Source organism: Halovivax cerinus (assembly GCF_024498195.1).
GTDB lineage: Archaea > Halobacteriota > Halobacteria > Halobacteriales > Natrialbaceae > Halovivax > Halovivax cerinus.
On the sequence record NZ_CP101824.1, the window covers coordinates 608,649 to 631,114 of the forward strand.

18 protein-coding genes and 1 pseudogene are annotated in these 22,466 nt (G+C 64.7%); 10 read left to right on the plus strand and 9 right to left on the minus strand.

The window, feature by feature from the left end:
- Positions 1-661 precede the first annotated feature (661 nt).
- Positions 662-2,008 (plus strand): ribonuclease J, encoded by a 1,347-nt coding sequence (locus NO366_RS02820; protein WP_256532800.1) that lies wholly within the window; start codon positions 662-664, stop codon positions 2,006-2,008.
- Positions 2,009-2,922: 914 nt separating this feature from the next.
- Here the strand turns inward: NO366_RS02820 and NO366_RS02825 are convergent.
- The 4 genes from NO366_RS02825 to NO366_RS02840 form a co-directional block, all read right to left on the minus strand.
- Positions 2,923-4,002, minus strand: coding sequence for a PAS domain-containing response regulator (locus tag NO366_RS02825; RefSeq protein WP_256532801.1), 1,080 nt, complete (start codon positions 4,000-4,002; stop codon positions 2,923-2,925).
- 238 nt (positions 4,003-4,240) lie between these two features.
- Complete coding sequence (locus NO366_RS02830) at positions 4,241-5,275, minus strand: two-component system sensor histidine kinase NtrB (protein ID WP_256532802.1); 1,035 nt, start codon at positions 5,273-5,275, stop codon at positions 4,241-4,243.
- A gap of 352 nt (positions 5,276-5,627) precedes the next feature.
- Complete coding sequence (locus tag NO366_RS02835) at positions 5,628-8,384, minus strand: heavy metal translocating P-type ATPase (RefSeq protein WP_256532803.1); 2,757 nt, start codon at positions 8,382-8,384, stop codon at positions 5,628-5,630.
- A 171-nt stretch (positions 8,385-8,555) separates the two neighbouring features.
- Positions 8,556-8,750 (minus strand): DUF8131 family protein, encoded by a 195-nt coding sequence (locus NO366_RS02840; RefSeq protein WP_256532804.1) that lies wholly within the window; start codon positions 8,748-8,750, stop codon positions 8,556-8,558.
- Between the two features lie 99 nt (positions 8,751-8,849).
- Between NO366_RS02840 and NO366_RS02845 the strand changes: the two genes are divergently transcribed.
- The 4 genes and pseudogenes from NO366_RS02845 (at position 8,850) to NO366_RS02860 (ending at position 11,531) form a co-directional block, all read left to right on the plus strand.
- On the plus strand, positions 8,850-9,062 hold the full coding sequence (locus NO366_RS02845; RefSeq protein ID WP_256532805.1) for a hypothetical protein: 213 nt from the start codon (positions 8,850-8,852) through the stop codon (positions 9,060-9,062).
- Positions 9,062-9,568, plus strand: a pseudogene (locus NO366_RS02850) (cytochrome C oxidase subunit II); the annotation flags it as partial. The gene NO366_RS02845 and the pseudogene NO366_RS02850, both read left to right, overlap by 1 nt.
- A 14-nt stretch (positions 9,569-9,582) precedes the next feature.
- The gene (locus NO366_RS02855; protein ID WP_256532806.1) at positions 9,583-11,328 is read left to right on the plus strand and encodes a b(o/a)3-type cytochrome-c oxidase subunit 1; all 1,746 of its coding nucleotides are present in this window, start codon (positions 9,583-9,585) and stop codon (positions 11,326-11,328) included.
- Positions 11,328-11,531: a hypothetical protein gene (locus NO366_RS02860; protein WP_256532807.1), complete on the plus strand. Its 204-nt coding sequence runs from the start codon at positions 11,328-11,330 to the stop codon at positions 11,529-11,531. Before NO366_RS02855 ends, NO366_RS02860 begins: the two co-directional genes overlap by 1 nt.
- Before the next feature lie 103 nt (positions 11,532-11,634).
- Here the strand turns inward: NO366_RS02860 and NO366_RS02865 are convergent, their stop codons facing one another.
- Together NO366_RS02865 and NO366_RS02870 are read right to left on the minus strand one after the other, a co-directional pair.
- Positions 11,635-12,723 carry a hypothetical protein gene (locus tag NO366_RS02865; RefSeq protein WP_256532808.1) on the minus strand — a complete coding sequence of 363 codons (1,089 nt, stop codon included), beginning with the start codon at positions 12,721-12,723 and terminating at the stop codon, positions 11,635-11,637.
- Between the two features lie 275 nt (positions 12,724-12,998).
- Positions 12,999-13,295 carry a winged helix-turn-helix domain-containing protein gene (locus NO366_RS02870; protein WP_256532809.1) on the minus strand — a complete coding sequence of 99 codons (297 nt, stop codon included), beginning with the start codon at positions 13,293-13,295 and terminating at the stop codon, positions 12,999-13,001.
- A gap of 145 nt (positions 13,296-13,440) precedes the next feature.
- Here NO366_RS02870 and NO366_RS02875 point away from each other — a divergent pair, with 145 nt between their 5' ends.
- Both NO366_RS02875 and NO366_RS02880 read left to right on the plus strand, forming a co-directional pair.
- The gene (locus NO366_RS02875) at positions 13,441-13,668 is read left to right on the plus strand and encodes a DUF2249 domain-containing protein (protein ID WP_256532810.1); all 228 of its coding nucleotides are present in this window, start codon (positions 13,441-13,443) and stop codon (positions 13,666-13,668) included.
- Between the two features lie 72 nt (positions 13,669-13,740).
- Positions 13,741-14,463 carry a DUF7998 family protein gene (locus NO366_RS02880; protein ID WP_256532811.1) on the plus strand — a complete coding sequence of 241 codons (723 nt, stop codon included), beginning with the start codon at positions 13,741-13,743 and terminating at the stop codon, positions 14,461-14,463.
- A 183-nt stretch (positions 14,464-14,646) separates the two neighbouring features.
- Here NO366_RS02880 and NO366_RS02885 read toward each other — a convergent pair whose 3' ends face one another.
- From NO366_RS02885 to NO366_RS02900, 3 genes are all read right to left on the minus strand, one after another.
- Positions 14,647-15,981 (minus strand): hypothetical protein, encoded by a 1,335-nt coding sequence (locus NO366_RS02885; protein WP_256532812.1) that lies wholly within the window; start codon positions 15,979-15,981, stop codon positions 14,647-14,649.
- A gap of 602 nt (positions 15,982-16,583) precedes the next feature.
- Positions 16,584-17,558, minus strand: coding sequence for a WD40/YVTN/BNR-like repeat-containing protein (locus NO366_RS02895; RefSeq protein WP_256532813.1), 975 nt, complete (start codon positions 17,556-17,558; stop codon positions 16,584-16,586).
- Between the two features lie 240 nt (positions 17,559-17,798).
- Positions 17,799-19,274, minus strand: a complete 1,476-nt coding sequence (locus NO366_RS02900; protein ID WP_256532814.1) for an amidohydrolase family protein — start codon at positions 19,272-19,274, stop codon at positions 17,799-17,801.
- Positions 19,275-19,379: 105 nt separating this feature from the next.
- On the opposite strand from NO366_RS02900, the gene NO366_RS18600 reads away from it, so the two are divergent.
- The 3 genes from NO366_RS18600 (at position 19,380) to NO366_RS02915 (ending at position 22,442) form a co-directional block, all read left to right on the plus strand.
- Entirely contained in the window at positions 19,380-20,057 is a 678-nt protein-coding gene (locus NO366_RS18600; RefSeq protein WP_425493219.1) for a helix-turn-helix domain-containing protein, read from the plus strand.
- A 76-nt stretch (positions 20,058-20,133) separates the two neighbouring features.
- Complete coding sequence (locus NO366_RS02910) at positions 20,134-20,487, plus strand: CGCGG family putative rSAM-modified RiPP protein (RefSeq protein ID WP_256532815.1); 354 nt, start codon at positions 20,134-20,136, stop codon at positions 20,485-20,487.
- A gap of 392 nt (positions 20,488-20,879) precedes the next feature.
- Positions 20,880-22,442: a hypothetical protein gene (locus NO366_RS02915; protein WP_256532816.1), complete on the plus strand. Its 1,563-nt coding sequence runs from the start codon at positions 20,880-20,882 to the stop codon at positions 22,440-22,442.
- The last annotated feature ends 24 nt before the right edge of the window (positions 22,443-22,466 follow it).

Sequence of the window (22,466 nt, forward strand, 5' to 3'; positions counted from 1 at the left end):
CAGTTTCGGACGGACGAGTCCTGTACGCGCCAGATCGACTGTATCGATATCCGTTTGAAAGCCAGCACCGTCGAATCACCCAATCGTCAGTCAGGTGGCGAGTCAGTTCGGATGAGTGGGTGCCGAACAGATCCGCAGGTGAGACGGGCTGTACGGTGGAGGTAACGGATGAAATCGTACGCTAATCCGTAACTAGCTCGTCGTATAAATCGGTTCCGACGTCTCTCCCCCTCCGGGCCGGGTCGACCCGATCACGTTCTCTGGTCCATCGGATAGCTCCCCAGAGACGACGTACAGGAGCGACGCTCTCACCGCCGCGTCGTACTCGCCCGATGAGGACTGATGGAGCGCGTCACGTATCGTACTGGAACGTACCGATGAGTCCCGTGACCGGTGGAGCGTCGTCTCTCCAGGTGGCAGTTCTTCGCTGGCTCGGAATCGCGACCCTCGCCACACGGTCCGAACACGGGGTATATACGTGCGGGCCGTCTCGGACCAGACAACCGAAATACGCGCTGTCCGTGACGTGGTAGTGAACGATTCTTCGAAGTGACAGGCGGAGCTGTACCCTGTAATCGGGTGGCATCGGCTGTCAATTCGTTCGATTCGCGCCCTTCGGGCCGATACCAGGCGTCTGGCTGCTATGATCGGAAACGTACCTATGGAAATAGAAATTGCGACGATCGGCGGCTACGAGGAAGTCGGACGGCAGATGACCGCGGTGCGCGCTGGCGAGGACATCGTCGTCTTCGACATGGGACTGAACCTGTCGAAAGTACTGATCCACGATAACATCCAGACGGAGGGCATGCACAGTCTGGACCTGATCGATATGGGCGCGATCCCCGACGACCGGATTATGGCGGATCTGGAGGGTGACGTACAGGCGATCGTGCCGACGCACGGTCACCTGGACCACATCGGCGCGATCTCGAAACTCGCCCACCGATACGACGCGCCCGTCGTTTCGACCCCGTTTACGAACGCACTCGTCGAGGAGGAGTTCGACGACGAGGAGAAGTTCGGCGACTCCAACGAACTGATCACGATGGACCCGGGCGAGTCGATGATCGTCGGCGACCACGGACTCGAACTCGAGTTCGTCAACGTCACGCACTCGATCATCGGCGCGATCAACCCGGTCTTGCACACTCCCGAGGGCGCCATCGTCTACGGACTCGACAAGCGCATGGACCACTCGCCGGTTCTCGGCGACCCGATCGACATGAAACGGTTCCGAGAAATCGGCCGCGAGGGTGAGGGCGTCCTCTGTTACATCGAAGACTGTACGAACGCGAACAAGCAGGGCCGGACACCGAGCGAGGCCGTCGCCCGCGAGCAGCTGAAGGACGTCATGTACAGCCTGGAGGACTACGACGGCGGCATCGTCGCGACGACGTTCTCGAGTCACATCTCCCGGGTCACCTCGCTCGTGGAGTTCGCAAAGGACATCGGTCGCCAGCCGGTCTTGCTGGGTCGGTCGATGGAGAAATACTCCGGGGCAGCGGAACGGCTCGGCTTCGTCGACTTCCCCGACGATCTCGGGATGTTCGGCTACCGACGATCGATCGATCAGTCGTTCGAACGGATCATGAACGACGGAAAAGAGAACTTTTTGCCGGTCGTCACTGGCCACCAGGGCGAGCCGCGTGCGATGCTCACCCGTATGGCTCGCGGGGAGACGAACTACGATCTCGACGACGGTGATAAGGTTCTCTTCTCCGCCCGTGTCATCCCCGAACCGACGAACGAGGGCCAGCGGTATCAGGCAGAGAAGCTCCTCGGTATGCAAGGCGCCCGCGTCTACTCAGACATCCACGTCTCTGGACACCTCCGACAGGAGGGCCACTACGAGATGTTGGACGCGCTCCAGCCCCAGCACGTCATCCCAGCGCACCAGGAGATGAGCGGCTTTGCCGGGTACGTCGAACTCGCGTCCGATCGAGGCTACACGATGGACCGGGATCTCCACGTCACCTCGAACGGAAACATCCTGCAACTCGTCTGAACCGGACGCAATCAGACCGGGTGATGCCAGGGTGCGGTTAACGGCTGACACACCGGTCGGAGACGATACTCGGCCGACAGCCGATGAGAGAGGGGGACAGAGAGACGGCCAGTCCGAGACGACGAGGGTCCGGACGGGAGCACTTCCTTCGCTATGGCAATCAGTCTTCCATTCGCTATGGCACCCAGTACTCGACTCGAGCGTGCCCGTGACTGGTGGTCCGTCTCTCGATACTACCCCCCAGATGACAAATCCACGCGCAATCGGTGCGGCCAAAATCTGCCAATACGAGTATACGACGGCGAGGAGGGGTTTCGGCGCGGGCCAGATCGGCTGTCGTTGTCACACAGATCCAGTTCCCTGGTGCCCCCCACTTTCGACCAACTCCTGCCAACGGACATTGGGTTTACCGATGGGCGTTATCGGCCAAAACTCCTATTCGTACGGCGTACGGACCGTCTACTGGCGGGAAGTACCACTCCGATCCGACGTCAATAGCCACCACTCCCGCCATCGAAGACATGGGGGCCGTGCCCTCGATCGCCCCCCGGTCGAGGGCATCGCCATTCGTTTTCGATCCGCTCTCCACCTACCCAGACAGACACCGGACCACGTCTCGGGACGACCTGTGCGGCGCTGTCCCCGGTGTCGACCACCCGTCCCCTGAAGGCGGCGTTCGCTGTCTACTCGCCACCCACACGCCGCAGCACGCGCACTGGTAGTGCCTGAATCGTCGGTTTCGTACTGTACGGATACTCAGTTTCGTCGGATACCGTCTCGAAGCACGCCGAGGCGGACGAACGACAGTCGAGAGAGAGAGAGAGAGAGAGAGAGAATCCGGTCCGAACGCGAATCGGTCTCAACCCGCGTAGTATCTCCGAGACGGTTACGTGGAGCGGCGATGTCCAGGACGGTTACGTGGAGAGACGACGCCCGATGCCGACGACACCGATGGTTTCGCCGTCGTCACTCACGGGAACGCCGGTAAATTCGTACGGGAGCGGTTCGCCGTCGTTGGTCACGAGATCGGCTTCCACGACGACCCGTTCACCGTCGGAGAGAATACGGTCGATCGCCGCGTCGATTTCGGCCCTGGTCTCGCCCTCGAAGAGGTCCGTCGGTTCCATGTCCCGAATTTCCGATTCGGAGTAGCCGATGACCGCCTCGAATCGATCGTTCCACCGGACGTAGTTGCGTTCGTCGTCGAAGACGTAGAAGAGGTCGTCGATCGTGTTGAGCGCCGTCTCCAGGAATCGTTGTTCGCGACGGAGCTGTTCCGCACGCCGCCGTTCCTCGGTGACGTCGCGGACGACGCAGACGTGACCGCCGTCGTCAAGGTGCGTGAGGCTGAGACGCTCGGCGACGCGCTCCCCATCGGTGGTCAGACCGACCGATCGCCCCGTCCACGTCCCCTCGGATTCGAGCGTCGGAAGGATCTCTCTGCGGAATCGTTCGGTCTCCGATTCGGGATACAGGGTCTCCCAGTGAGAGTGAAGGAGTTCGTCCCGATCCGCGTCGTACACCTCGGCGTAGGCCTGGTTCAGATAGACGTACTCCCCCTCGTCGTTTAGAATTCCGATTCCCTCCTGAGCCGACTCCAGGGCCAGAAACCCCCGGAATACCTCTCGTTCCGCGCTGTACTTTTCGACCAGGTTTTCCACCCTGTTCGCCAGCACCGTGTACTGCTCCGTTCCGGTTCCCTTCTGCAAGTACTCGGTCACGCCGGCGGTGATCGCTTCACTCGCAATTTCCTCGTCGCCCTTCCCGGTAAAGAGGATAAACGGGAGGTCCGGAAACTCGTCTCTGACACGTTCCAGAAAGTCGAGTCCGTCCTGCTCGGGCATCTCGTAGTCGCTGATCACGCAGTCGATACGCTCCTCCCGGAGTGCCGACATCCCGTCCTCGACAGCGGTCTCTGTGCGGACGGATATCTCCTCTCGTTCCCGTTCGAGGAACGTCTCGACCAGATCGACGAACGACGAATCGTCGTCCACGTGTAACGCTCGGATAGAATCAGATCGGGGAGAAAAGCTGAGTTCCTCGAAACTCAGTTGATACTCGAGTTGGGACATACCGAATACTGGTTTCTGGAGGGGTAAGTATTCTCTTGCCGGATGGGGGCAGAACGAGCCACGTTCGGACAGCTGTGGGAAATATCACCACATTTCGAGTGTGAAAATATGAAACCGTACCGATCAAACCCGGGGGTCTGGCACGAACACATCGTCTCGATCAGCAGAACTCCATCCCCCTGATCTCGAAACGCGCGCCGCCGACGTCGCTCTCGGTGACGGTGATGTCCCAGCCGTGTCCGTCGACGATCTGCGTCACGATGGACAGCCCGTAGCCGGTTCCGTCGTCGCTCGTCGTGTACCCGTACTCGAAGACGTCGTCCCGGATCGACTCGGGGATCCCCGGGCCGGAATCGTCGATGTACAGCCCACTGTCGTCGGGCAGTCGCCCGACGCGGATGGAGACGTCGTCGCCGGCGTGGTCGATCGAATTGGTGAACAAGTTCTCGAAGAGTCCGTGCATACGGCTCTCGTCGGCCTCGATCGCCCCCACGTCGGCTTCGATCTCGAGGGTGGCGTCCCCGGTTACCACGTTTTGCCACGCCGCTGTCGCACAGGCTTCGACGGTAACCCGCTCCGTACTGCCGATCGTCCTGCCGTCTCTCGCGAGTGCGGCGACGTCCTTGACGAGCGCGTCGATCCGTTCGAGCGACTCGTCGATCTGCTCGAGCGCCGGACTGTCGTGTTCGTCCCGGGCGGCCTCCGCGTAGCCGCGCGCGACCGACAGCGGATTTCGAATGTCGTGCGTCAGGACGTCCGAAAACTCGTCGAGGCGTTCTTTCTGATCGCGAAGTCGTTCTTCCCGGCGTTTCCGTTCGGAGATATCGCGGATGATCCCGGTGAAGTACCGGTCGCCGTCGTGGTCGTGTTCGCGGAGGCTGATGAGCGTCGGGACCTCGTGGCCGTCCTTGTGAAGAGCCGGGAGTTCGACGCCGTCCCAGTCGATGTTCCGGTCGCCCGACTCGACGTACGATTCCAGCGCGGCGGCGTGGACGGGTTCGAGGCGCTCCGGAATGATCTTCATCTTCGAACTCCCCACCAGCTCGTCCGGCGAATACCCGAGAATGGTCTCGACGGCAGGGTTCGCGTACACGATGTCGCTGTTCTCGTCTATCGTCAACATCCCCTCGGCGGCGTTCTCGACGAGGGTTCGATAGAATTCCTCAGAGTCGACGACACCGACGGTCTCAGACATGAACCAACCGACTAGAGCGAAGCGCGCGGGGCTTATACACTTGCCGAGTTATTCGGCCTATCGGTTAATGTAACAGAACTAGCCGAGACTATAGTAGCACGTATCGGTTATTTCGATCTGTTGTCCTCGAACCCACCCAACGGGATCGGCAGCGATCACCCGTTCGGATACGGTGGATCAGGGAACCGGGAAAGGACACCACTCGTCGCATTCGGAGGGTCGACCCGAGTGGCGACACCGAGTGGCGAGTGTGAGCGGACCCTGGCGGGAACCGGTCGCGAGCGGATCGGCCCGAATCCGGGTTTCGATTCCAGTCGAGTCACTCGGGCGAACAGGGGCGTCAGACGAAGCGCTACCGCAGCGACCGCGCGGAGTTCCCGACGACGAGCAGGCTGCTCGTCGCCATCGCGACCGCGGCGAGCAGCGGGTTCAACAGGCCGGCGACGGCCAGCGGGATCGCGACCGCGTTGTAGACGAACGCCCAGGCGAGGTTCTGACGGATGCGCCGATTCGTGGCGGTCGCGAGGTCGAAGACGTCGGGGACGGCGCGGACGTCGTCGGTCGTGAGCACGGCGTCGGCGGCGTCACCGGCCAGGTCGGTCCCGCTGCCCATGGCGATCCCCAGATCGGCCGTCGCGAGCGCCGGCGCGTCGTTACTGCCGTCGCCGACCATCGCGACCGTTCCGCGGACGCCCAGTCGGCGGACGGTCTCCGCCTTCCCCTCGGGCGGGACGCCCGAGAATACCTCGTCGACAGCCTCGACGTCGCGGTAGCGCGCCGCGCTGGCGCCCTCGTCGCCGGTCAGCACCGCGACCGTCCGATCGGCCGCGAGTCGCTCGATCGGCTCGCGCCAGCCCGGTCTCGGTTCGTCGCCGACGGCCACGACCCCGCGGGCGCGACCGCCCCAGCCGACGAGGACCGGCACGTCGCCGTCGGCCTGGATGCCTTCGACGCGCGCCGTCAGTGTGCCCGGGACCGCCCACCCCCGGTCGGCGAACAGGGCGGGATGGCCGACGACGGTCGCCGCACCGGCGATCGTCCCGGTGACGCCGCGACGGTGGGTCTCGACGTCCGCCGCACCGGGCAGGTCGTCCCCGGTCCCACCGGATGGGTCGCCCACACCGTTCCCGGAGGGCTCGTCCGACCGCGAGCGCTCGACGATCGCCTCGGCGATCGGGTGTGCGGAGTGGATCTCGAGAGCGGCTGCCCGCTCGACGAGCGTCGTCGCCGACTCGCCGTCCGCCGTCGAGACGTCGCGGACGCTCATCTCGCCGGTCGTCAACGTCCCGGTCTTGTCGAAGACCACGACGTCGGCTTCGGGTGCGGACTCCAGGACGTGCTCGCTCGCGAGGACGATCCCGCGGTCCGCGGCGGTTCCGACGCCGGCAGCGATGGCCAGCGGCGTCGCCAGGCCGAGCGCGCAGGGACAGGAGACGATGAGTACCGTGAGTCCGGCGAGTATCGCGCCGGCCGGTGCCGTTCCGACCCACAGCGATCCGAGGGTCACGACGGTCGCGAGCACGAGTACCAGCGGGACGAAGATCGTCGCCAGGCGATCGGCCAGCCGCTGAACGCCCGGCGACGCGCTCTGGACGTCCCAGAGCAGTTCGACGAGCCGGTCGAGTGTGCTCTCGGCCGCGGGGCCGACCCGCACGACCAGCGGTGAGTCGGTGACGACGGTCCCGCCCTGTACCCTGTCGCCGCCCGTCTTCGTCACCGGTATCGCCTCGCCGGTCAGTAGTGACTCGTCGACGGAGGCGGTTCCGGAGACGACGGTTCCGTCGAGCGGGATCCGCTCACCCGGCCGGACGAGGAGCGCGTCACCGGGGTCGACGCGCTCGATCGGGACCGTCTCGACGGTCTCGGCAGAGGGTGCCTCCGCCATCTCGGTCGGAGCAGGCGCCACGTCGCCGGTTCGATCTGCCGTCTCCGGGTCTTCGGATGAAACCGACTCGGCGCCGGCCGACGCTCCCTCCGGTTCGGTGCCAGAGACACCCGCCGCCGATACGTCGTTCGCTGCACCCGTCGTCGATCCGTCGTTCGCATCGTCCATCGTCGATCCGTCGTCTGCCCCCGTTCCGTGGTCCGTCACGTCGTCGAGTGGTCTCCCGGACACGAGCCGGGCCTCGCGGACCCGGCTCTCGGTCAGGTCGCGCAACAGGCCGAGCGAGCGGCGCTTGACGCGTCCCTCGTACCAGGTACCGGCGGTGACGACGAGGACGATGGCGACGGAGACGTCGAAGTAGAGGTGCGATTCCCCGAGAACTGCCGCCAGCGTACTGTAGGCGTAGGCCGACAGCGCCGCGGTCGCGACCAGCAGGTCCATGTTCGGGCGGCGCGCCCGCAGGCTGACGAACGCGCCCCGGAGGATCGGGAACCCGGTGTAGAACAGGACGACCGACGTCATGAGCCAGATGTTCCCGTACAGATACGGGCCGACGAGACCACCCAGGCTCACCACGGGCTCGTACCCGAGGTACTCGGGGTAGAGGAAGACGGCGTACCACAGCATGACCATCATGCCGAAGAGGCCGCCGAGCAGGAGGCGACCGACGGTCTCCTCGGCGTGGGTCTCGCCGGCGCGCTCGTCGCGTGCGTCGACCGTGTAGCCGTAGCCCGAGAGCCGACCGGGAAGGTCGTCGGGGCCGACGCGGTCGGGGTCGTACTCGACGCGGACGGTGTCGCTCGCGTAACTCGCCGCCGCGCGTTCGACGCCGTCGATCCCCTCCGCTCGAAGCTCGAGGAAGGCTTCGCAGGTCGAACAGTGCATCCCGTCGACCGCGAGGAACGTTCGCTCGACCGGCTCGGTATCGGACGCGTCGCTCGTGGTGGGCCGATCCGAGGCGCGTCCGGAGCCGTCGACCGACCCGTCGGGGCGTCCCCCGGTGCCACCCTGGACGCCGGACGACCGCCGCGCGCGCTCGCCGACGGCCGCAGCGTCTGCGTCGTCGATGTCCGAGAGCGCGCTCGCCACCCGGCGACACCCCGCACAGCAGAAGTGTCCCTCGGCGTCGTCGCTCGTGATCGGCGGATCCGGAGTCGGCAGGCCGCAGAGCCGACAGCTGTCCGGAGAGGAAGCGGCGGACGCCGACTCGGGAGCGTTAGTCACGTGTCGAGATCACCGTGGCGGGCGACCGGGTACGGTTCGGCGCGCCGACGGACCGTCGGACGGTGCGTCGATGGCCCGTAGCGGCCGTTTGACGGCGCGCCGACGGGCCGTGGACCGTCGTACGTGTGGGACCATCGCCGGCGTGGAAACCGTGTCGGTTTACCGAGCGTCTCAGTGGGCCGCCTCGGCGGTGCCGGTGCCGGTCGGACCCATCGCGACCCAGAGCGAACCCGCGATGACGACGACGTTGATCGCCGCGACGGCGCTGACGGGGCTCGGTCGACCGAACACGTACCAGAGTGCGGGAACGAGCGCGGCGACGGCGATCACGGCGAGGGCTCGCGGCGCGAGCGTCTGGAAGTTCATACCCCATCTTGGGACGGCCTTTTATTAATATTGCCGCGAATTCCCAGACCTGTAGAACGGAGATGACCGTTCATCTCGGTTCTATGCCACCCCCTACACATGAGCCAGACGACCGATCACAACCGTTCGCCGTCGGCGAATAGTGGCCCCGAACGGGAGCTCACGCACGACGAGTTCGATCCCGTCGGTACGGCCGTCCTGATAACACTATACTTCCTGATTCTCGTCGGAATGTGGCTCTTTACGTACTTCGTAGAGTTCCTCGGAAACGGGCCGACCGTCGTCGGGCTCCTGGGTGGGGTGATCGGCTGATGGACATCCACACGTACGAGAAGGCGTGGCTCGGCGCCGCGCTGGTGTTGATCGTGTTCTTCATCGCGACGGTCACCTACGGCACCGTCGGCGCGGGCGTCGCGATGGTCGACGACTCGGCCGATCCCGTCGATCCGAACGAACTGTCCGACCACGAGCGCTTCGGCGACCCGGGCGTCGAACAGGTCGGCGAGGACGAGTACGAGGTGACCGTCGTCGCCTCCGCGTTCTACTTCAACCCAGGTTCGACCACGACCGGCTTCGACCCGATCCGGGTGCCGGCCAACAGCACGGTCACGTTCTACGTGACCAGCAGCGACGTGATCCACGGGTTCTCTCTCCCTGGAACGAACGTGAACACGATGGTCATCCCGGGCGAAGTCTCCGAGATCACCGTCGAGTTCGACGAGCCCGACACGTACGGCCTGATCTGTAACGAGTACTGCGGGTACGACCACCACAACATGGAGGGGACGGTCGAGGTCGTCCCCGAGGACCAGTACGACGGGGGTGAAGAGCAATGACCGCCTACGTCGACGACTTTCCGGAAGAGGCGCGACTCGTTCAGGCCGCGATGTTCTCGGCGTTCCTCGCGCTCGCGGTCGGCGCCACCTTCGGCCTCGTCCAGGTACTGCACCGAACCGGCATGGTCCGATTTTTCTCCTCGGCCGACTACTACACGGTCCTGACGGCCCACGGCGTCCTGCTCGCACTGACGTTCACCATCTTCTTCCTGGTGGCGCTGTTCACCTGGGGCGTCACCACGAGCCTCGACCGGAGCCTCCCCAGCATGCGCTTTGCGTGGGGCTGGTACGGGACGATGGTCGTCGGCGCGCTCATGGCGGTCGTCGCCATCTTCGCCGGGTTCATGACGAATCCGCCGACGCTACTGGGTGAGGAACTGTCGGCGAGCGTCCTGTTTACCTTCTACGCGCCGTTGCAGGCCCACCCTCTGTTCTACCTCGGGCTGGCGATCTTCGTGATCGGCACGTGGATCGCCGGCTACGACTGGTTCCGCACCTACTGGGCCTGGAAGCGCGAGAACCCGGACGAGCGGACGCCGCTGCCGACGTTCATGGCGCTGACGACGATGCTGTTCTGGTGGCTCTCCTCGGCAGGTGTCGCCGTCGCCATCGTCGTCTTCCTGCTGCCGTGGTCGCTCGGGCTCGTCGACTCGGTCAATCCCCTGCTCACCCGGACACTGTTCTGGTTCTTCGGCCACGCCGTCGTCTACTTCTGGCTGATGCCGGCGTACATGCTGTGGTACATCCTGCTGCCGAAGCTCTCCGGCGGCAAACTGTTCAGTGACCCGCTCGCCCGCGTCGTCTTCGTGCTCTTCTTGCTCCTCTCGACGCCGACGGGGATCCACCACCAGTACATGGACCCCGGTATCGCGGAGGGATTCAAGTTCATCGTCATGGTGAACACGATGTTCCTCCTGCTGCCGAGCCTGCTGACGGCCTTCACCGTCGTCGCGAGCATGGAACACGGCGCCCGTCAGCGCGGCGGGACGGGGAAACTCCGCTGGCTCGGCAAACTCCCGTGGCGCGATCCCGTCTTCACGGGTATGGCGCTCTCGGGCCTGCTGTTCGCCGCGGCCGGGTTCTCCGGCATGATCAACGCCGGGATGAACATTAACTACCTCGTGCACAACACGTTCTGGATCGTCGGGCACTTCCACCTCACCGTCGGCACGGCGGTCGCACTGACGTTCATGGCCGGCGCCTACTGGTTCGTCCCGCAGGTGACCGGCAAGCCGCTGTGGAACCGCAGCGTCGGACTGGTTCAGGTACTCCTCTGGTTCCTCGGGATGGTGTTCATGTCGAACGCCATGCACCGCGCCGGCCTGCTCGGCGTTCCGCGGCGCACGGCCGAACCGCAGTACGAGAGCTTCGCGTTCGAGGGTGCCATCGGCAGCGTCGGCGAACTCGACGCGCAGGTCGTCCTGGGCGGGACCCTGCTGGCGATCTCGACCGTGCTCTTCCTCGTCACCATCGTCATGACGCTGCTCGGCGACCGCGGCGAGGTCCCAGACAACTCCTACGCCGGCGCCCTCTCCGGCCCGGAACACTCCCCCGAAATTCTCGACAACCTGAAACTCTGGACGGCCATCGCGGTCGGCCTCATCGTGCTCGCCTACTCGCTCCCGCTCGTCGCCATCGTCCAGCGCGGCGGACTCTTCGGCCCCGGAATCGAGGGAATGGACGGTATCCTGCCGCCGATCGACACGGTCGCCACGCTCGTCGAGTGGTGGGTGATTGGCTGATGCGGATCGATCCCGCCCTGTTGCTCGTCGTGCTCGCGCTGGCCGTCCCGTTCGTCGTCGAACTCAGGACCGTGGCCGCCTGGGTTGGCGTCGACCTGTCGCTCGTCCAGACGGCCGTCGTCGGCATCGCGATACTGGGTGCGATAGTCCTCTGGGCGGTCACGGGCGGTGAGGAGGGAAACGGATCGGAACCGATGGGCTGAGAGCGCGACCGGCGATCGGCTCGTTGCGTCTCGACCGACGCCCTTCGAACGATCTGTGGCGATTCCCCAAAGGGCCGTGGACCCGTGTCGGGCGAGAGACGCGTTACTTTCTGAGATAGATCTCAGTATCGTCGTCGAGGTGTGATCGGGGTGCGATGGGATAGTTCGATGGGTTTTTGCGGATGTCACCGGCCGATACGCGCCGAACGCCCTGGTGTTCTAGTCGCGAACTCGTCATCGACCCGAACGAATTCGGCTCCTGGTAGGGCGCCGTCATCGTCAGCGAGCAGTTCGTTCCCCAGTTACCCGGCCTGCCGCCTTCGGTCACCTCGACCGTCTCGGTTTGCCCGGCGTCCATCTGCTTGAGTGCGAAGCGGATCCAGGGCGAAAATTGTGGTCTCGCGTCCAGGTCGTAACTGAAGTCGATCGAGACACCGGTCTCCGGCTCGTCCGTGAGCATGTTGTGCATGCTTCCAAGGTAATCCGCGGTCGCCGTCCCCTGCCCGAGATACGGAACCCACCCGAGCAGATAGGATGTCGTTTCCCCGGCCATATCGGAGACGTCGTATTCCTGGTATTGATCCAGATCTTCGGTCGCGCCGACCCAGTCGTTGGCATCGTTCGGGTTCTGGTACGTGTAGAGATCGGCAGCCGCGTTTCCAATCGAAACGGTGGTGTCGAACTCGTCGAGCCAGTACGCGTCGTCGCCTGAGTCGGCTTTGACCATCGTTACGCCGCTGTGAACGATACACTCCACGCCCCAGTACGACGAGCCACCGACCGGGTCGACCGCGTACCACTCGGACGACTGGGCGAAGAGGGTGTTGAGGTTAACTTCGTACTCACCCCCCACGATCCACTCGATCGTCTGGTCACTGTCCTGCTCTAACTGTGGCGGGTGATAACAACACTCCTTGGTATACCACCCATCGTACCGGCACTCGTCTTCGTACCAGCACACCTCGTCGTCACCGCTCGTAACGGTTGTCGATGAGTCATTCGAGGCCGGACAGAACGGATCACGGTGTTCCCACGACGAACAGGAGGTGAAGGGACCGCTCGTCTGGCTCCGAGAACTCGATCGCTCCGAACCGGTCGTCGTGCCGATCGTGGCGATCGCCGCGCCGCTCGAAGCGATCGCGCCGAGGACCCTGCGCCTGTTCACCGTCGATGGGGAATTCGTGTCCACCATAGCCGATGGTCCGACAAGGGGACGTAAAAATTCTCTGTCGTGTCTCAGCTATCTTTTTCGACGAGTAGTATAAAGCGTTAGTACGACTCTGGGAGACGAGTCGGCGCCGATCGACGTGAGGGCGAACGGTCCGACGGCGTTTCGCGCGGGTGCAGACGGAACTGCTTCGATCCGGTCTCCGATCGACGATCGGACCGAAGACGGACGCATCGGCACCGCTTTCCTCGTAGCGATATCCGATCGGTCCAGCGCGACGGACCGGTAGGTGCGCCGCGCTAGCCGTCAGCCGCGAGGCAGGCGGTCCGGAGGTCGTCGACGCCGATCGCGAGTTCGTCGAACGTCACCGCGTACCGCGTCGTCTGGCTGAGATCCGGCCGTATCACGTGGCGTCGCTCGACGAGGCCGGCCCGCCGGAGCCGGTCGAGTTTTCGATAGACTGTCGAAGCGGAGAGGTCGCAGGCCTCGCCGAGTCCTTCCGCGGACGTCGGTTCGTCGAGCGCCTCGAGGATCTCCCGACAGGTCGAGTCGTCGAGGGCCGACAGCGTCGCCGGGAGGCGTTCGTCGTCTGACATCGGAGACCCGAATATAGCGGGTCGGTCGACCCAGTCGTGTCGCCGAACACGTTCGCGTCGACGACGGGTCGGCGTCGTGGTGACTGGTCGCCGGTGCGAATATGATCGGCGGAAGGGCCACCCTGTCGGGAACCGAAGCCGAACTATGGCGACAGTTCAGGCCGACCGCACGCTCGACGCCCGCGAGATCGACGGCGAACCGTTCTCGGACATCACCGCGGAACTCGACGCACTCGACACCGACGAGACGTTCCTCCTGATCAACAGTTTCGAACCGGAGCCGCTGTACGGGGTCCTCTCGAAGCGCGGGTTCGCCCACGAGACGACACAGGTCGCAGACGACGAGTGGCACGTCACGATCACCCGCGCCTGACGGACGGGCCCGCACGACGGTCCGAACATATTCGTCACCACCGGTAGCAGGGTCCGGCCCGTCCGTCCTCGTATGGCTGGATTCTCGAACCCGTTCGCCAGGGGCGACGACGGTGGCCTCTTCGACGACTACGACGAGTTCGTCCCCGATACGATCCCGCAACCCGGCCCCTTCCTGGCGGGACTGTCGGTGTTGTCCGGCGACGACCACCTCGCGTTCCACCGGCTCACACGCGACCTCTTCGAGGAGCGCGGCGTCTACGACATGACGTTCAACTACAACCTCGCCCGGCTGAACCTCGATTCGCGCCACCCCGACGCCGGCTATCGATACGCCCGGGAACGGCTCGACCCGGCAGCCCTCGTCGACGCGGTGGAAACGTCTGGCGACGGCGACGACTCGCCCCACCACGACGACCGCTGCCACCTCGAGGACTCGTTCCCAGCCGGCGAGCTGTCCGTCCTCCGCGCGGAGTTCACACCCACGACGCCCTTCTGCCCGCAGTGTCACACGCTCGCGATCGGCTCGTTCCGGGCGTGGAACGGGCTCGCCGATCGCCACGAGTACGACCTCGTCCGCGTGCGGGCGCATCCGATGCACCACAAGAGCGAATCGATCAACGAGGAACTCGCCGCGATGGAGGCGGCATACCTGGAGACTGGCGACGCAGCGGTGACGGTCGAGACCGGGGCCGTGGACGGAGGCGACGACAGGACGGCACCCGGTGACGAGGGAATGGGGAGAATGTACGAACAGCCGACGGATCGCCCACAGGACGTCGACGCGCCGTTCTGAGGCGGAGCGTCGTAGTCTTCGTTCTGGTCCCACATCGTGCCCTGCTCGCACGACCGCGATCGGGCCGGCTGTCCGGCGGGGCGATAGCGGTGGGTTGGCGGGTCGCCGACGAACGTGGCGGAGGGGGCGACCGGGTTACAATGAGACGAGGAGAACGCCCACGGCTTCAGCCGTGGGAGGATGTCACTCCGCAGCGTCGCTCGCCAGGCGACCGAACAGGATCCGACCGATCCCGTCGGGGCTGTGGCGGTACAGCACCAGGCCCATGTTCGCGGCGAAGAGGGTGGCGCCGGCGCCGACGGCGATCCCGCCGGCGGTGGCCACGACGTCCGGCAGGGTGAGGAAATCGCTCGCGACGAGTGCGGCGGTCCCGCCGACAAGAGAAATGGCGTCCGCGGCGGCGAGGCGGTCGTCGTACAGGTCGTCGATCATGGGCACGGGTTCGAGCCCGAGGCGGTCGCTGTAGCGTTCGACCCAGACGATGAACGGGACGACGTGGTAGAGCGTCCCGAGGACGACGAAGCCGATCAGGCCGAACGCGAGCAGGTGGACGCTCCCCGGCGCGCCGTAGCGTGCCGTGTACGTGAGCGGGTCGTCGACCCACGCCGGAATCGCGAGGGACGCCCAGGCGAGCATGGCGCCGGCGACGACGGCGTAGCGGGTGAGCATCGGGGTCCACGCGACCTGGGTCTCGACGAGGCGGCGGGCGAGCAGGACGCCGTAGGCGCCCACGGAGACGGCCAGTAAGAGACCGCCGACGCGGGCCAGCGGCGCGAATTCGACCAGCCGGCCGCCCGCGAGGGCGAGCACGCCGACTGGATAGGCCACCGTCTCGAACCGGCGGATCCAGTGATCGACGCCCTGGAGCTCCGTCTGGGTGAACATCGTCCCCAGCTGGTAGAGCGCACCGAGGACGGTTGTGAGGACGGCACCGAAGACGGCGAGCGTGACGTGGGCGCCGATCACGCTCGTTCGAGTGACCGGCAGGTCGACGAAGACGGGTCGCGTGAAGTCGATCGCCAGCGCGAGGCCGAGCGTCGTGAGCGCGAGGAAGAACGCCAGCGCGAGCGCGAAGTGGCGTTCCGTGACGTCCCACGGTCGGACGGACAGCAGCGTTCGCCCGGTGTTGTAGACGAAAACCCAGAAGCCGGTCAGCATGAGGGTCCCGCCGACGGGGAGCAGGGCCAGCCGTTCGGTGAGCAGCGCCGCGGCGAAGGCGACGACGCCCGCGGCGACCAGCGGGAGTTGCGCGGCGGCGAGACGCCGAGAGTGAAGCGTCGCGTTCGACCAGACCGGGACGAACTGGACCATCGCGCCCATGATCGTCACGCAGACCCAGCCGACCAGCAGCAGGTGGACGTGGGCGAGCGTCCCGGTCCAGGGAACCCGATCGAGTCCCGTCGCGGCCCCGACGAGCGCGCCAGCGAGCAGGAAGCCGAAGCCGACGACGAAGTGCCGGATCGGGATCGCGAGCGGCGGTCCGCCGTCGGTGTCGACCGCCCCGAGTATCGCGGCCATACGCGACCTTGTGGCGCCGCGTCCCTCCGTCTCTCCGCGAACATGTTCCCATCACTATCGTGGTCTCGACATAACGCCCACAATCTGAGAGAATATAGCAGCCCCGCTGGTGCCGATGCCGTAGTACTGCTCCCCCAACGGACGCGACGGCTTCGGCCTCGACCTCTCGTTTCGACTGCTCGGTAGTGTCGGCGACGGCGAAGTGAAGCGGAGAATGTGCGGGTTCGTCGGCCAGCGTTCGACGCCGTGACCGCATGCGACTCACCGATTCACGTTCCACTGTCCGAGAGCACCGAACCGTCCGTGGGGGGTCGCACGTGCGCTCAGGCCCGGTGGCGGCGCGCTTCTCTCGGAGGGCCCCGAGGAGTTCGAGCGCACGACGCAGAACGGGTTCGATTGCGGTGGGAAGACGGAATGGGCGATGGCTGGCATCGAGGCGACCCGAACAGACTCCTGAGAACAGTGGGTGCCGTCGCGAAGCGGTGGGACGGTCAGCAACCAACAGCGGACGAAGCCTGAACCGCCGTTCCTCGCCGCACGGCGTGATCCGAACGCGCACTGGGCGATTAGTTTGTGTACGTGAGAGAACAAGACGGTGTGCACTACGGAGGAGACCACGCGAGAGTATAATAGCAGCCGGGGATCGTCTCCGAACTCGGGAGGGCGCCGGCGATCGCCCACGTTTCGCCCTGTGTTCGAAGTAGGGTGCCCCGGTGTGTTGCACCGATGAGCGTCCCGTCAACCGTCGTCCATCCGACGACCACCTCGTCGGGACGGGGAGAGTCGACACGTTCGAGTGAGGTTCCGTCGTGACACGTGAAGAGCGCCGGTTCGGCAGCTGCAGTCTCCCAGCGGTCACTCGGTGGGACGCGTGCAGCCGAGGTGTAGAGAACGCCGTCGTACTGATAGGCCGTCCGGAAATACCGCTGTTCGACGTTCTCGTCGAGACGCGTCCACGATCGCCCCGCGTTCGTCGTCCGATACAACCCGACACCAGTGGCAGCGACGTACTCGCCATCAGCCACGACGTGAATACTGTGGATGTCATCGTGGACGCCATCACTCCGTTCCGCCCACGTTTCCCCGCCGTCAGTACTGACGTGGACCCCTCCCGGTTCGACACCAGCGACGAGTCGGTTCGGTGAATCCGGATGGATGCAGAGGTCCCGAACGCGGGCCCTGTTGTTGTGCCGTGGAACGCCCCAATCGTCGCGGGACGGGAGTTGCTGAAACCCATCGAGCTCGTGCCAGTCGAGGTTCGTGGGTGAAATCGCATCCGCTGGCAGGGACGATACGTAGACGCGGGCCGGAGCGGTCCCTGCGTAGATGCGTTCACCAGTTGGGGAGACCGTGACTGCCCAGACAGTTTCCTCGGGAACGTGAAGGTCTGACCAGTCGTCTCCGTCGACAGAATAGTAGAGACCGGTCTCCGTGGCAGCGAACAGACCATCGACGGCATCGAACTTCCGGACGCGCTCTCCCCGCGGTGCATCGAGGACCTTTTCGACCGTCGTGTCGCGTGAGTTCGTTACCCCGGAAACCTGGTACGTCCCATCATCGGTTCCAGCGACGAGCATATGACAGCTATCAGATGGATTCCTCTTCACGTTTTCCGAAAGTCAATTATTGAAATGTATTTTACCCTTTTGCGCCTGGGTGGGACGTCTCCATGTCGTCACAACCTGAAAAACAGCGGCTGGCTCGACGTAGCGGTGATTCTACAGACGGATACGGACCCGATGCTGGGACCCGGTACTGGGCCCGCCGTGTCAGAACTCCGTCGAGGGCCGCTACTGGTGAAGCGACCCGCCGTCGGTTCAGAAGGGCAACGCGTCTTTCGCTGACTGCATCGCGAGTCTTCCGAGCAACCGGGCGGGGCCACGCTTCGGCACGTTGCGAAGGGTACTCGCCATACTCGGTGGGTCGCTGCCACCGAGCGTGAATTCCCACCCAGTTTCGGCTTCAAAGCGACCGAGAGCCGCTTCGACCCGTTCCTGGACGGCCGCCGGATCCATAGTCGCAGGGGTGCCGTCTCGCAACACGACGTTCCCGTCGACGAGGACAGTCACCACGTCGGCAGGCGCGGCGTTGTTCACGATGTGTGCGGGCAGATTCGTCCGTGGGGTGAACTTTGGACTTTCGACGTCCAACAGGACGATATCGGCCCGTTTACCCGGTTCGAGACTCCCGATTTCGTCACCCAGATTGAGCGCCCGGGCACCCTCGATCGTGAGCATCCGCACGAGTTCCATCGAGTCGTACTGTCCGACGGTTCGCTTTAGATTGGCTGCCAGACGAGCCTGCCGTGCCTCGCCGAACATACTGTACGAATCGTGCCAGTAGTGGTCATCGATCCCCAGCCCCACGTCGACGCCTGCATCCCGTAACTCGGGCACCGGTGTCCACTGTGCGTCCGGGTCCGGATTCCAGTACGCGAACATCGAGGGACAGTGCACGACCGAGGAGTCCGCACCCGCCGTCCGCTCGATATCGTCTCCGTCCGCCATCCGAAAGTGCGCAGCAACCAGTCGTTCGTCGAGGAGACCGACTTCAGCAAGGAGCCCGATGGAATCGACGGCCCCGTTCGATCGCGCCATCACGTTGCCCTCTTCGAGTTCGAGCAGATGCGTGTGGACGAGCAGGTCCGGGTACTGCACGGCGAGGTCCGCGGTTCGCTCCCAGAATTCTCGAGAACACGACCAGTCGTCGTGCGGACAGATGGTCGCCTTGATCCGCCCGTCGTACGTCTCGTGATAGTCGTCGATGAACCGGCGAAGGCGTGTGATCTGCTCGTCGACGGGGACATCCCAGTAGAGGTCGGTCATCGCCGGGCCGAAGAATCCACGCAGGCCGGCCTCGCCAAACACGTCGGCCCCTCGTCCCGGACGTGTATCCATCGAGTTGACGGTGGTGACGCCACCCTGCAGGAAATTCAGTGCGGCGAGTTCGTATCCCGCCCGGCGAAAATACGCGAGATCGTCGTCGTCAAGTTTGTCGAACAAGACGGTCATATGAGCGAGCAGTTCCCGGAGGCCGAAGTCGCTGAATGCGCCGATAAGCGGCGTCATCTCGAGATGCGTATGAGCGTTGACGAGCCCTGGCATCGCGAGCATCCCCTCGCCGTCGATAACGCGATCAGCACCGATGTCGGTATCTCCCTCCCGAGACTGGCGAACGTCTGTAATTCGCCCGTCTTCGACAACCACCGTTCCGCGTTCGAACAGTCGGTTGTCGGCGTCGACGGTCAATACCAGTGCATCGTGAATAACGACCTCAGGGCCCGCTTCCGTCATATGGGAGCCGACGGACGGGATCGGGGAAGGCGTTCTGTGGAGTATCGTCAATGGGTTTATCCCGACGGCACAGTGAATCCGCTCTGCACGGCGACTTCAGTTCCGATGAAGCACCTGCAAACCTCCGCGACGGTTGCTCCGCGCCTGCTCCCGTCATACTATGCGACCGTCTCGGACTCGCCAGCGGTCACGGAACTTCGAGTACTCGACTGGAATTTGGCGGCAACCAGCGTCGGAACCCTCCTGTATGCGATCGACGGCGAGGCGGCTGTCTTCCGCGAAGCAGCGACTGAGACGGCAGGCGTCGAAGACGTTACCGTTTCACGCTCCGAACGATCGACGTCCTACGCTCTGCTTACCGCCCGCCCTGCTGCGATCCCGTTTTTCAGTACGTTCATGGCGGTGACGGCGCGTGCGAATCTGCTCGTCCGGAAGCCACTCGTCTATCGTGATTCCCGATCATATGGGCACGTGATCGGCCGATCGGCGGCTCTCCAGGATGCGCTCGACGAAATTCCCGACGGTGTCGACGTCCAGGTCGAGCGAATCCGTGACTTCCCCTCCGGAACTGAGGACTGGACGAGCCTCCTGAGCGACCGACAACACGAAGCGCTCGAAATGGCGCTACGTATGGGATACTACGAGCAGCCTCGCGAAGCGACACACGCGGATATCGCTTCGGCGTTGGAGTGCGCGCCGAACACAGTGACGACGCATCTGCAGAAAGCAGAAGCAAAGCTCGTCCAAACTGCGTTGGACGATACTCGTACAGGAACACAGTGATCACCGACAGTTGCCCCTGGAACCGTCGAAGATGTTCGGGAATCGCCTCACGGACTCGCGACGATTATATTTTCATATGAACCACACCCGATCGGCCGACGAGCGAGGACACGACAGCAACGCCGCCGGCGAGGACCGCGAACCGATCACGAGGCGCGTCCACGAGAACTCCTGGTCGGCCAACCTCGAAGAACCGCGCCATGCCGACGACCCCGACCTCGTCGTCGCGGAGGCGATCGACGCCGTCGAGGCGACGGCCGCGGGCTACCACGTCAACCTCGTCACGCACGCCGACCACGGTCATCCTGAGGACTACCTCTGGCCGGAACTGGCGGCGTACGGGGGCGAAGCGGGGACTGAGTCGCTGGAATGGCGGTACGTCGACCAGTGCGGCTGTGGCGGCCACGTGACCCGCGTGCAGGTGTCGTGATCGGCAGGTCGTCGGTACACGAGCGGTCGACAGTTCGTCGTCGGGGCGGCCGAGTGGAGACGGCAATCCGAACCGCCGGATCGGTGTCCACAGTACCGTGAACGTACGCCACGCCTGGGCCAGCGTAACGCGACCAAACGCCGTCGGCGTCGCGACTAACGATTTCGTACAACCGCTAACCCGCGCCGCTCGGGTGCGATTCGACCGCCGTTTTCGCCGCCCAGTGCCCGATCGTCCGATTTTCGTCCCGTCCCGGGACTGACTGTGTCCCATCGACTCCCGTTTCCCGTCGCGATCGTGCCCCCACGGCCCGACTTCCCCGCCGTTCCGGCCCGATCAGGCCAATCTGACGGTAACTATACCGGTCGGTATGGCGGTCTCAACCGCACACGATGACAGATCGCGATTCCACCCAGCCACCAGGTATCGATTCCGACGGACGTGCTGATTCCGACGACCGTTCCGATTCCGCCGACGACGAACGAGGCCAGGACGAACGACGACCAGCCCGCGACGAGCCGCCGGCGACGGACACCGACCAGTCCGTCGACGGCGACGACGGCAGTGCCGATCGGGACGCAGACGGGGACGTCGAGCGACGGACGTACCTACAGGCGATCGGCGCGGCGGGCGCCGCCGGTGCCATCGGCGCCGGAGCCGGCCTGAGTGGCCTGGGTTCGCAGCCCGTGAGCGCGCAAGCGGATCCGAACGGGAGTGTCCTCGCGACGTTCTGTGGGACCTTCTCCGGTGGACCACAGGTCCAGCAGTGTCTCTCCTGCGTCGAGGCCGCGTGCCCGGGCGAGGAGGTCACTCCGGTGTATCCGATCGTTACGGGCCTGACCGGCACGTGCTTCACGCCCAACAGTATCCCCGCCGGTGCCGACTACGTGACGCTCAAAGCCGGGACGAACTGCTATGTGGCCCCCGTGAACGGAAACACCACGTTCTGCCTGCCGCCCGGGGCACCGGACATCTCCAACGCGACGTTCTACAGCTGCGGGGGGGATCAGCCCCAGCCCGCGGTTGTCGACTACACGGTGACCTGCGAGGAGATCGTCGTCACGACGGCGAACATCGACACTGGAACGACGCTGACAGCGCAGGTAACCTTCCTCGACGGTGAGGGCAACGAGACTACCGAGACGTTCCAGGCGACCGTGCAGAACAATACGGCGACGTTCGCCCTCCCCGGCAATCTCAACCCGACGAATCTCGTCTTGCTGCTCGACGATCTCGTTCTCGACGACCAGCCCGTCGTCGCCGAGGACGCCCCGTGTACCCCCGAACCGCCGGTCTTCGACGGGGTCGACGTGACCTGCGACGCCATCACCGTCTCCACGACGAACGTCCCCGAGGGGGAAACGCTCTCCATCACGGTCTCCTTCGCCAACGGGGTCGTCGAAACCTACAACGTGCCAGTGGATGCCGATGGCGTCGCCGTCGTACCACTCCCCGGCGACGTCGATCCGTCGCACCTTACGGTCGTCTACGACGGCGAGACGCTGTTCGACATGGAGGTCCAGGCGACCGACGCGCCGTGTGCGGAGCCGCCGACACCGCCGACGCCGGATCCGCGCCTCGACTCGATCGAGGTGACCTGCGAGGCGGTGCGGATCGTGACGGCCGACATCCCCGACGGTGACGTGCTGACGGTGACGGTCTCCCTCGCGGACGGAACGTCGGTGATGGAGGACCTCGCCATCGACGCCGATGGGGTGGCGACCCTCGGGCTGCCCGGCGACGTCGACCCAACACACCTCACTATCGTCTACGACGGCGAGACCCTGTTCGACATGGAGGTGCAGGCGACAGATGCGCCGTGTGCGGAGCCGACGCCCCCGGAACCACCGGAGCCGCCGACCCCGAAACCGCCGAAGAAGGAGATCCGAAAGAAGATGATGCGACACAAGCGCGCGTACGAGAAGTACAAGAAGATGCTCGAGAAGTCGGACTGAGCCCGGAGCAGGCACAGTCCGGAC

Bases quoted from the DNA above. Each gene is read 5' to 3' on its own strand.
- NO366_RS02820 (WP_256532800.1), top strand. From the start codon at position 662: ATGGAAATAGAAATTGCGACGATCGGCGGCTACGAGGAAGTCGGACGG.
- NO366_RS02840 (WP_256532804.1), bottom strand. From the start codon at position 8,750: ATGAACTTCCAGACGCTCGCGCCGCGAGCCCTCGCCGTGATCGCCGTC.
- NO366_RS02895 (WP_256532813.1), bottom strand. From the start codon at position 17,558: ATGCTCGTCGCTGGAACCGATGATGGGACGTACCAGGTTTCCGGGGTA.
- NO366_RS02915 (WP_256532816.1), top strand. From the start codon at position 20,880: ATGACAGATCGCGATTCCACCCAGCCACCAGGTATCGATTCCGACGGA.
- NO366_RS02910 (WP_256532815.1), top strand. From the start codon at position 20,134: ATGAACCACACCCGATCGGCCGACGAGCGAGGACACGACAGCAACGCC.
- NO366_RS02860 (WP_256532807.1), top strand. From the start codon at position 11,328: ATGCGGATCGATCCCGCCCTGTTGCTCGTCGTGCTCGCGCTGGCCGTC.
- NO366_RS02880 (WP_256532811.1), top strand. From the start codon at position 13,741: ATGGCTGGATTCTCGAACCCGTTCGCCAGGGGCGACGACGGTGGCCTC.
- NO366_RS18600 (WP_425493219.1), top strand. From the start codon at position 19,380: ATGAAGCACCTGCAAACCTCCGCGACGGTTGCTCCGCGCCTGCTCCCG.
- NO366_RS02885 (WP_256532812.1), bottom strand. From the start codon at position 15,981: ATGGCCGCGATACTCGGGGCGGTCGACACCGACGGCGGACCGCCGCTC.
- NO366_RS02845 (WP_256532805.1), top strand. From the start codon at position 8,850: ATGAGCCAGACGACCGATCACAACCGTTCGCCGTCGGCGAATAGTGGC.
- NO366_RS02870 (WP_256532809.1), bottom strand. From the start codon at position 13,295: ATGTCAGACGACGAACGCCTCCCGGCGACGCTGTCGGCCCTCGACGAC.
- NO366_RS02875 (WP_256532810.1), top strand. From the start codon at position 13,441: ATGGCGACAGTTCAGGCCGACCGCACGCTCGACGCCCGCGAGATCGAC.
- NO366_RS02855 (WP_256532806.1), top strand. From the start codon at position 9,583: ATGACCGCCTACGTCGACGACTTTCCGGAAGAGGCGCGACTCGTTCAG.
- NO366_RS02900 (WP_256532814.1), bottom strand. From the start codon at position 19,274: ATGACGGAAGCGGGCCCTGAGGTCGTTATTCACGATGCACTGGTATTG.
- NO366_RS02865 (WP_256532808.1), bottom strand. From the start codon at position 12,723: ATGGTGGACACGAATTCCCCATCGACGGTGAACAGGCGCAGGGTCCTC.
- NO366_RS02830 (WP_256532802.1), bottom strand. From the start codon at position 5,275: ATGTCTGAGACCGTCGGTGTCGTCGACTCTGAGGAATTCTATCGAACC.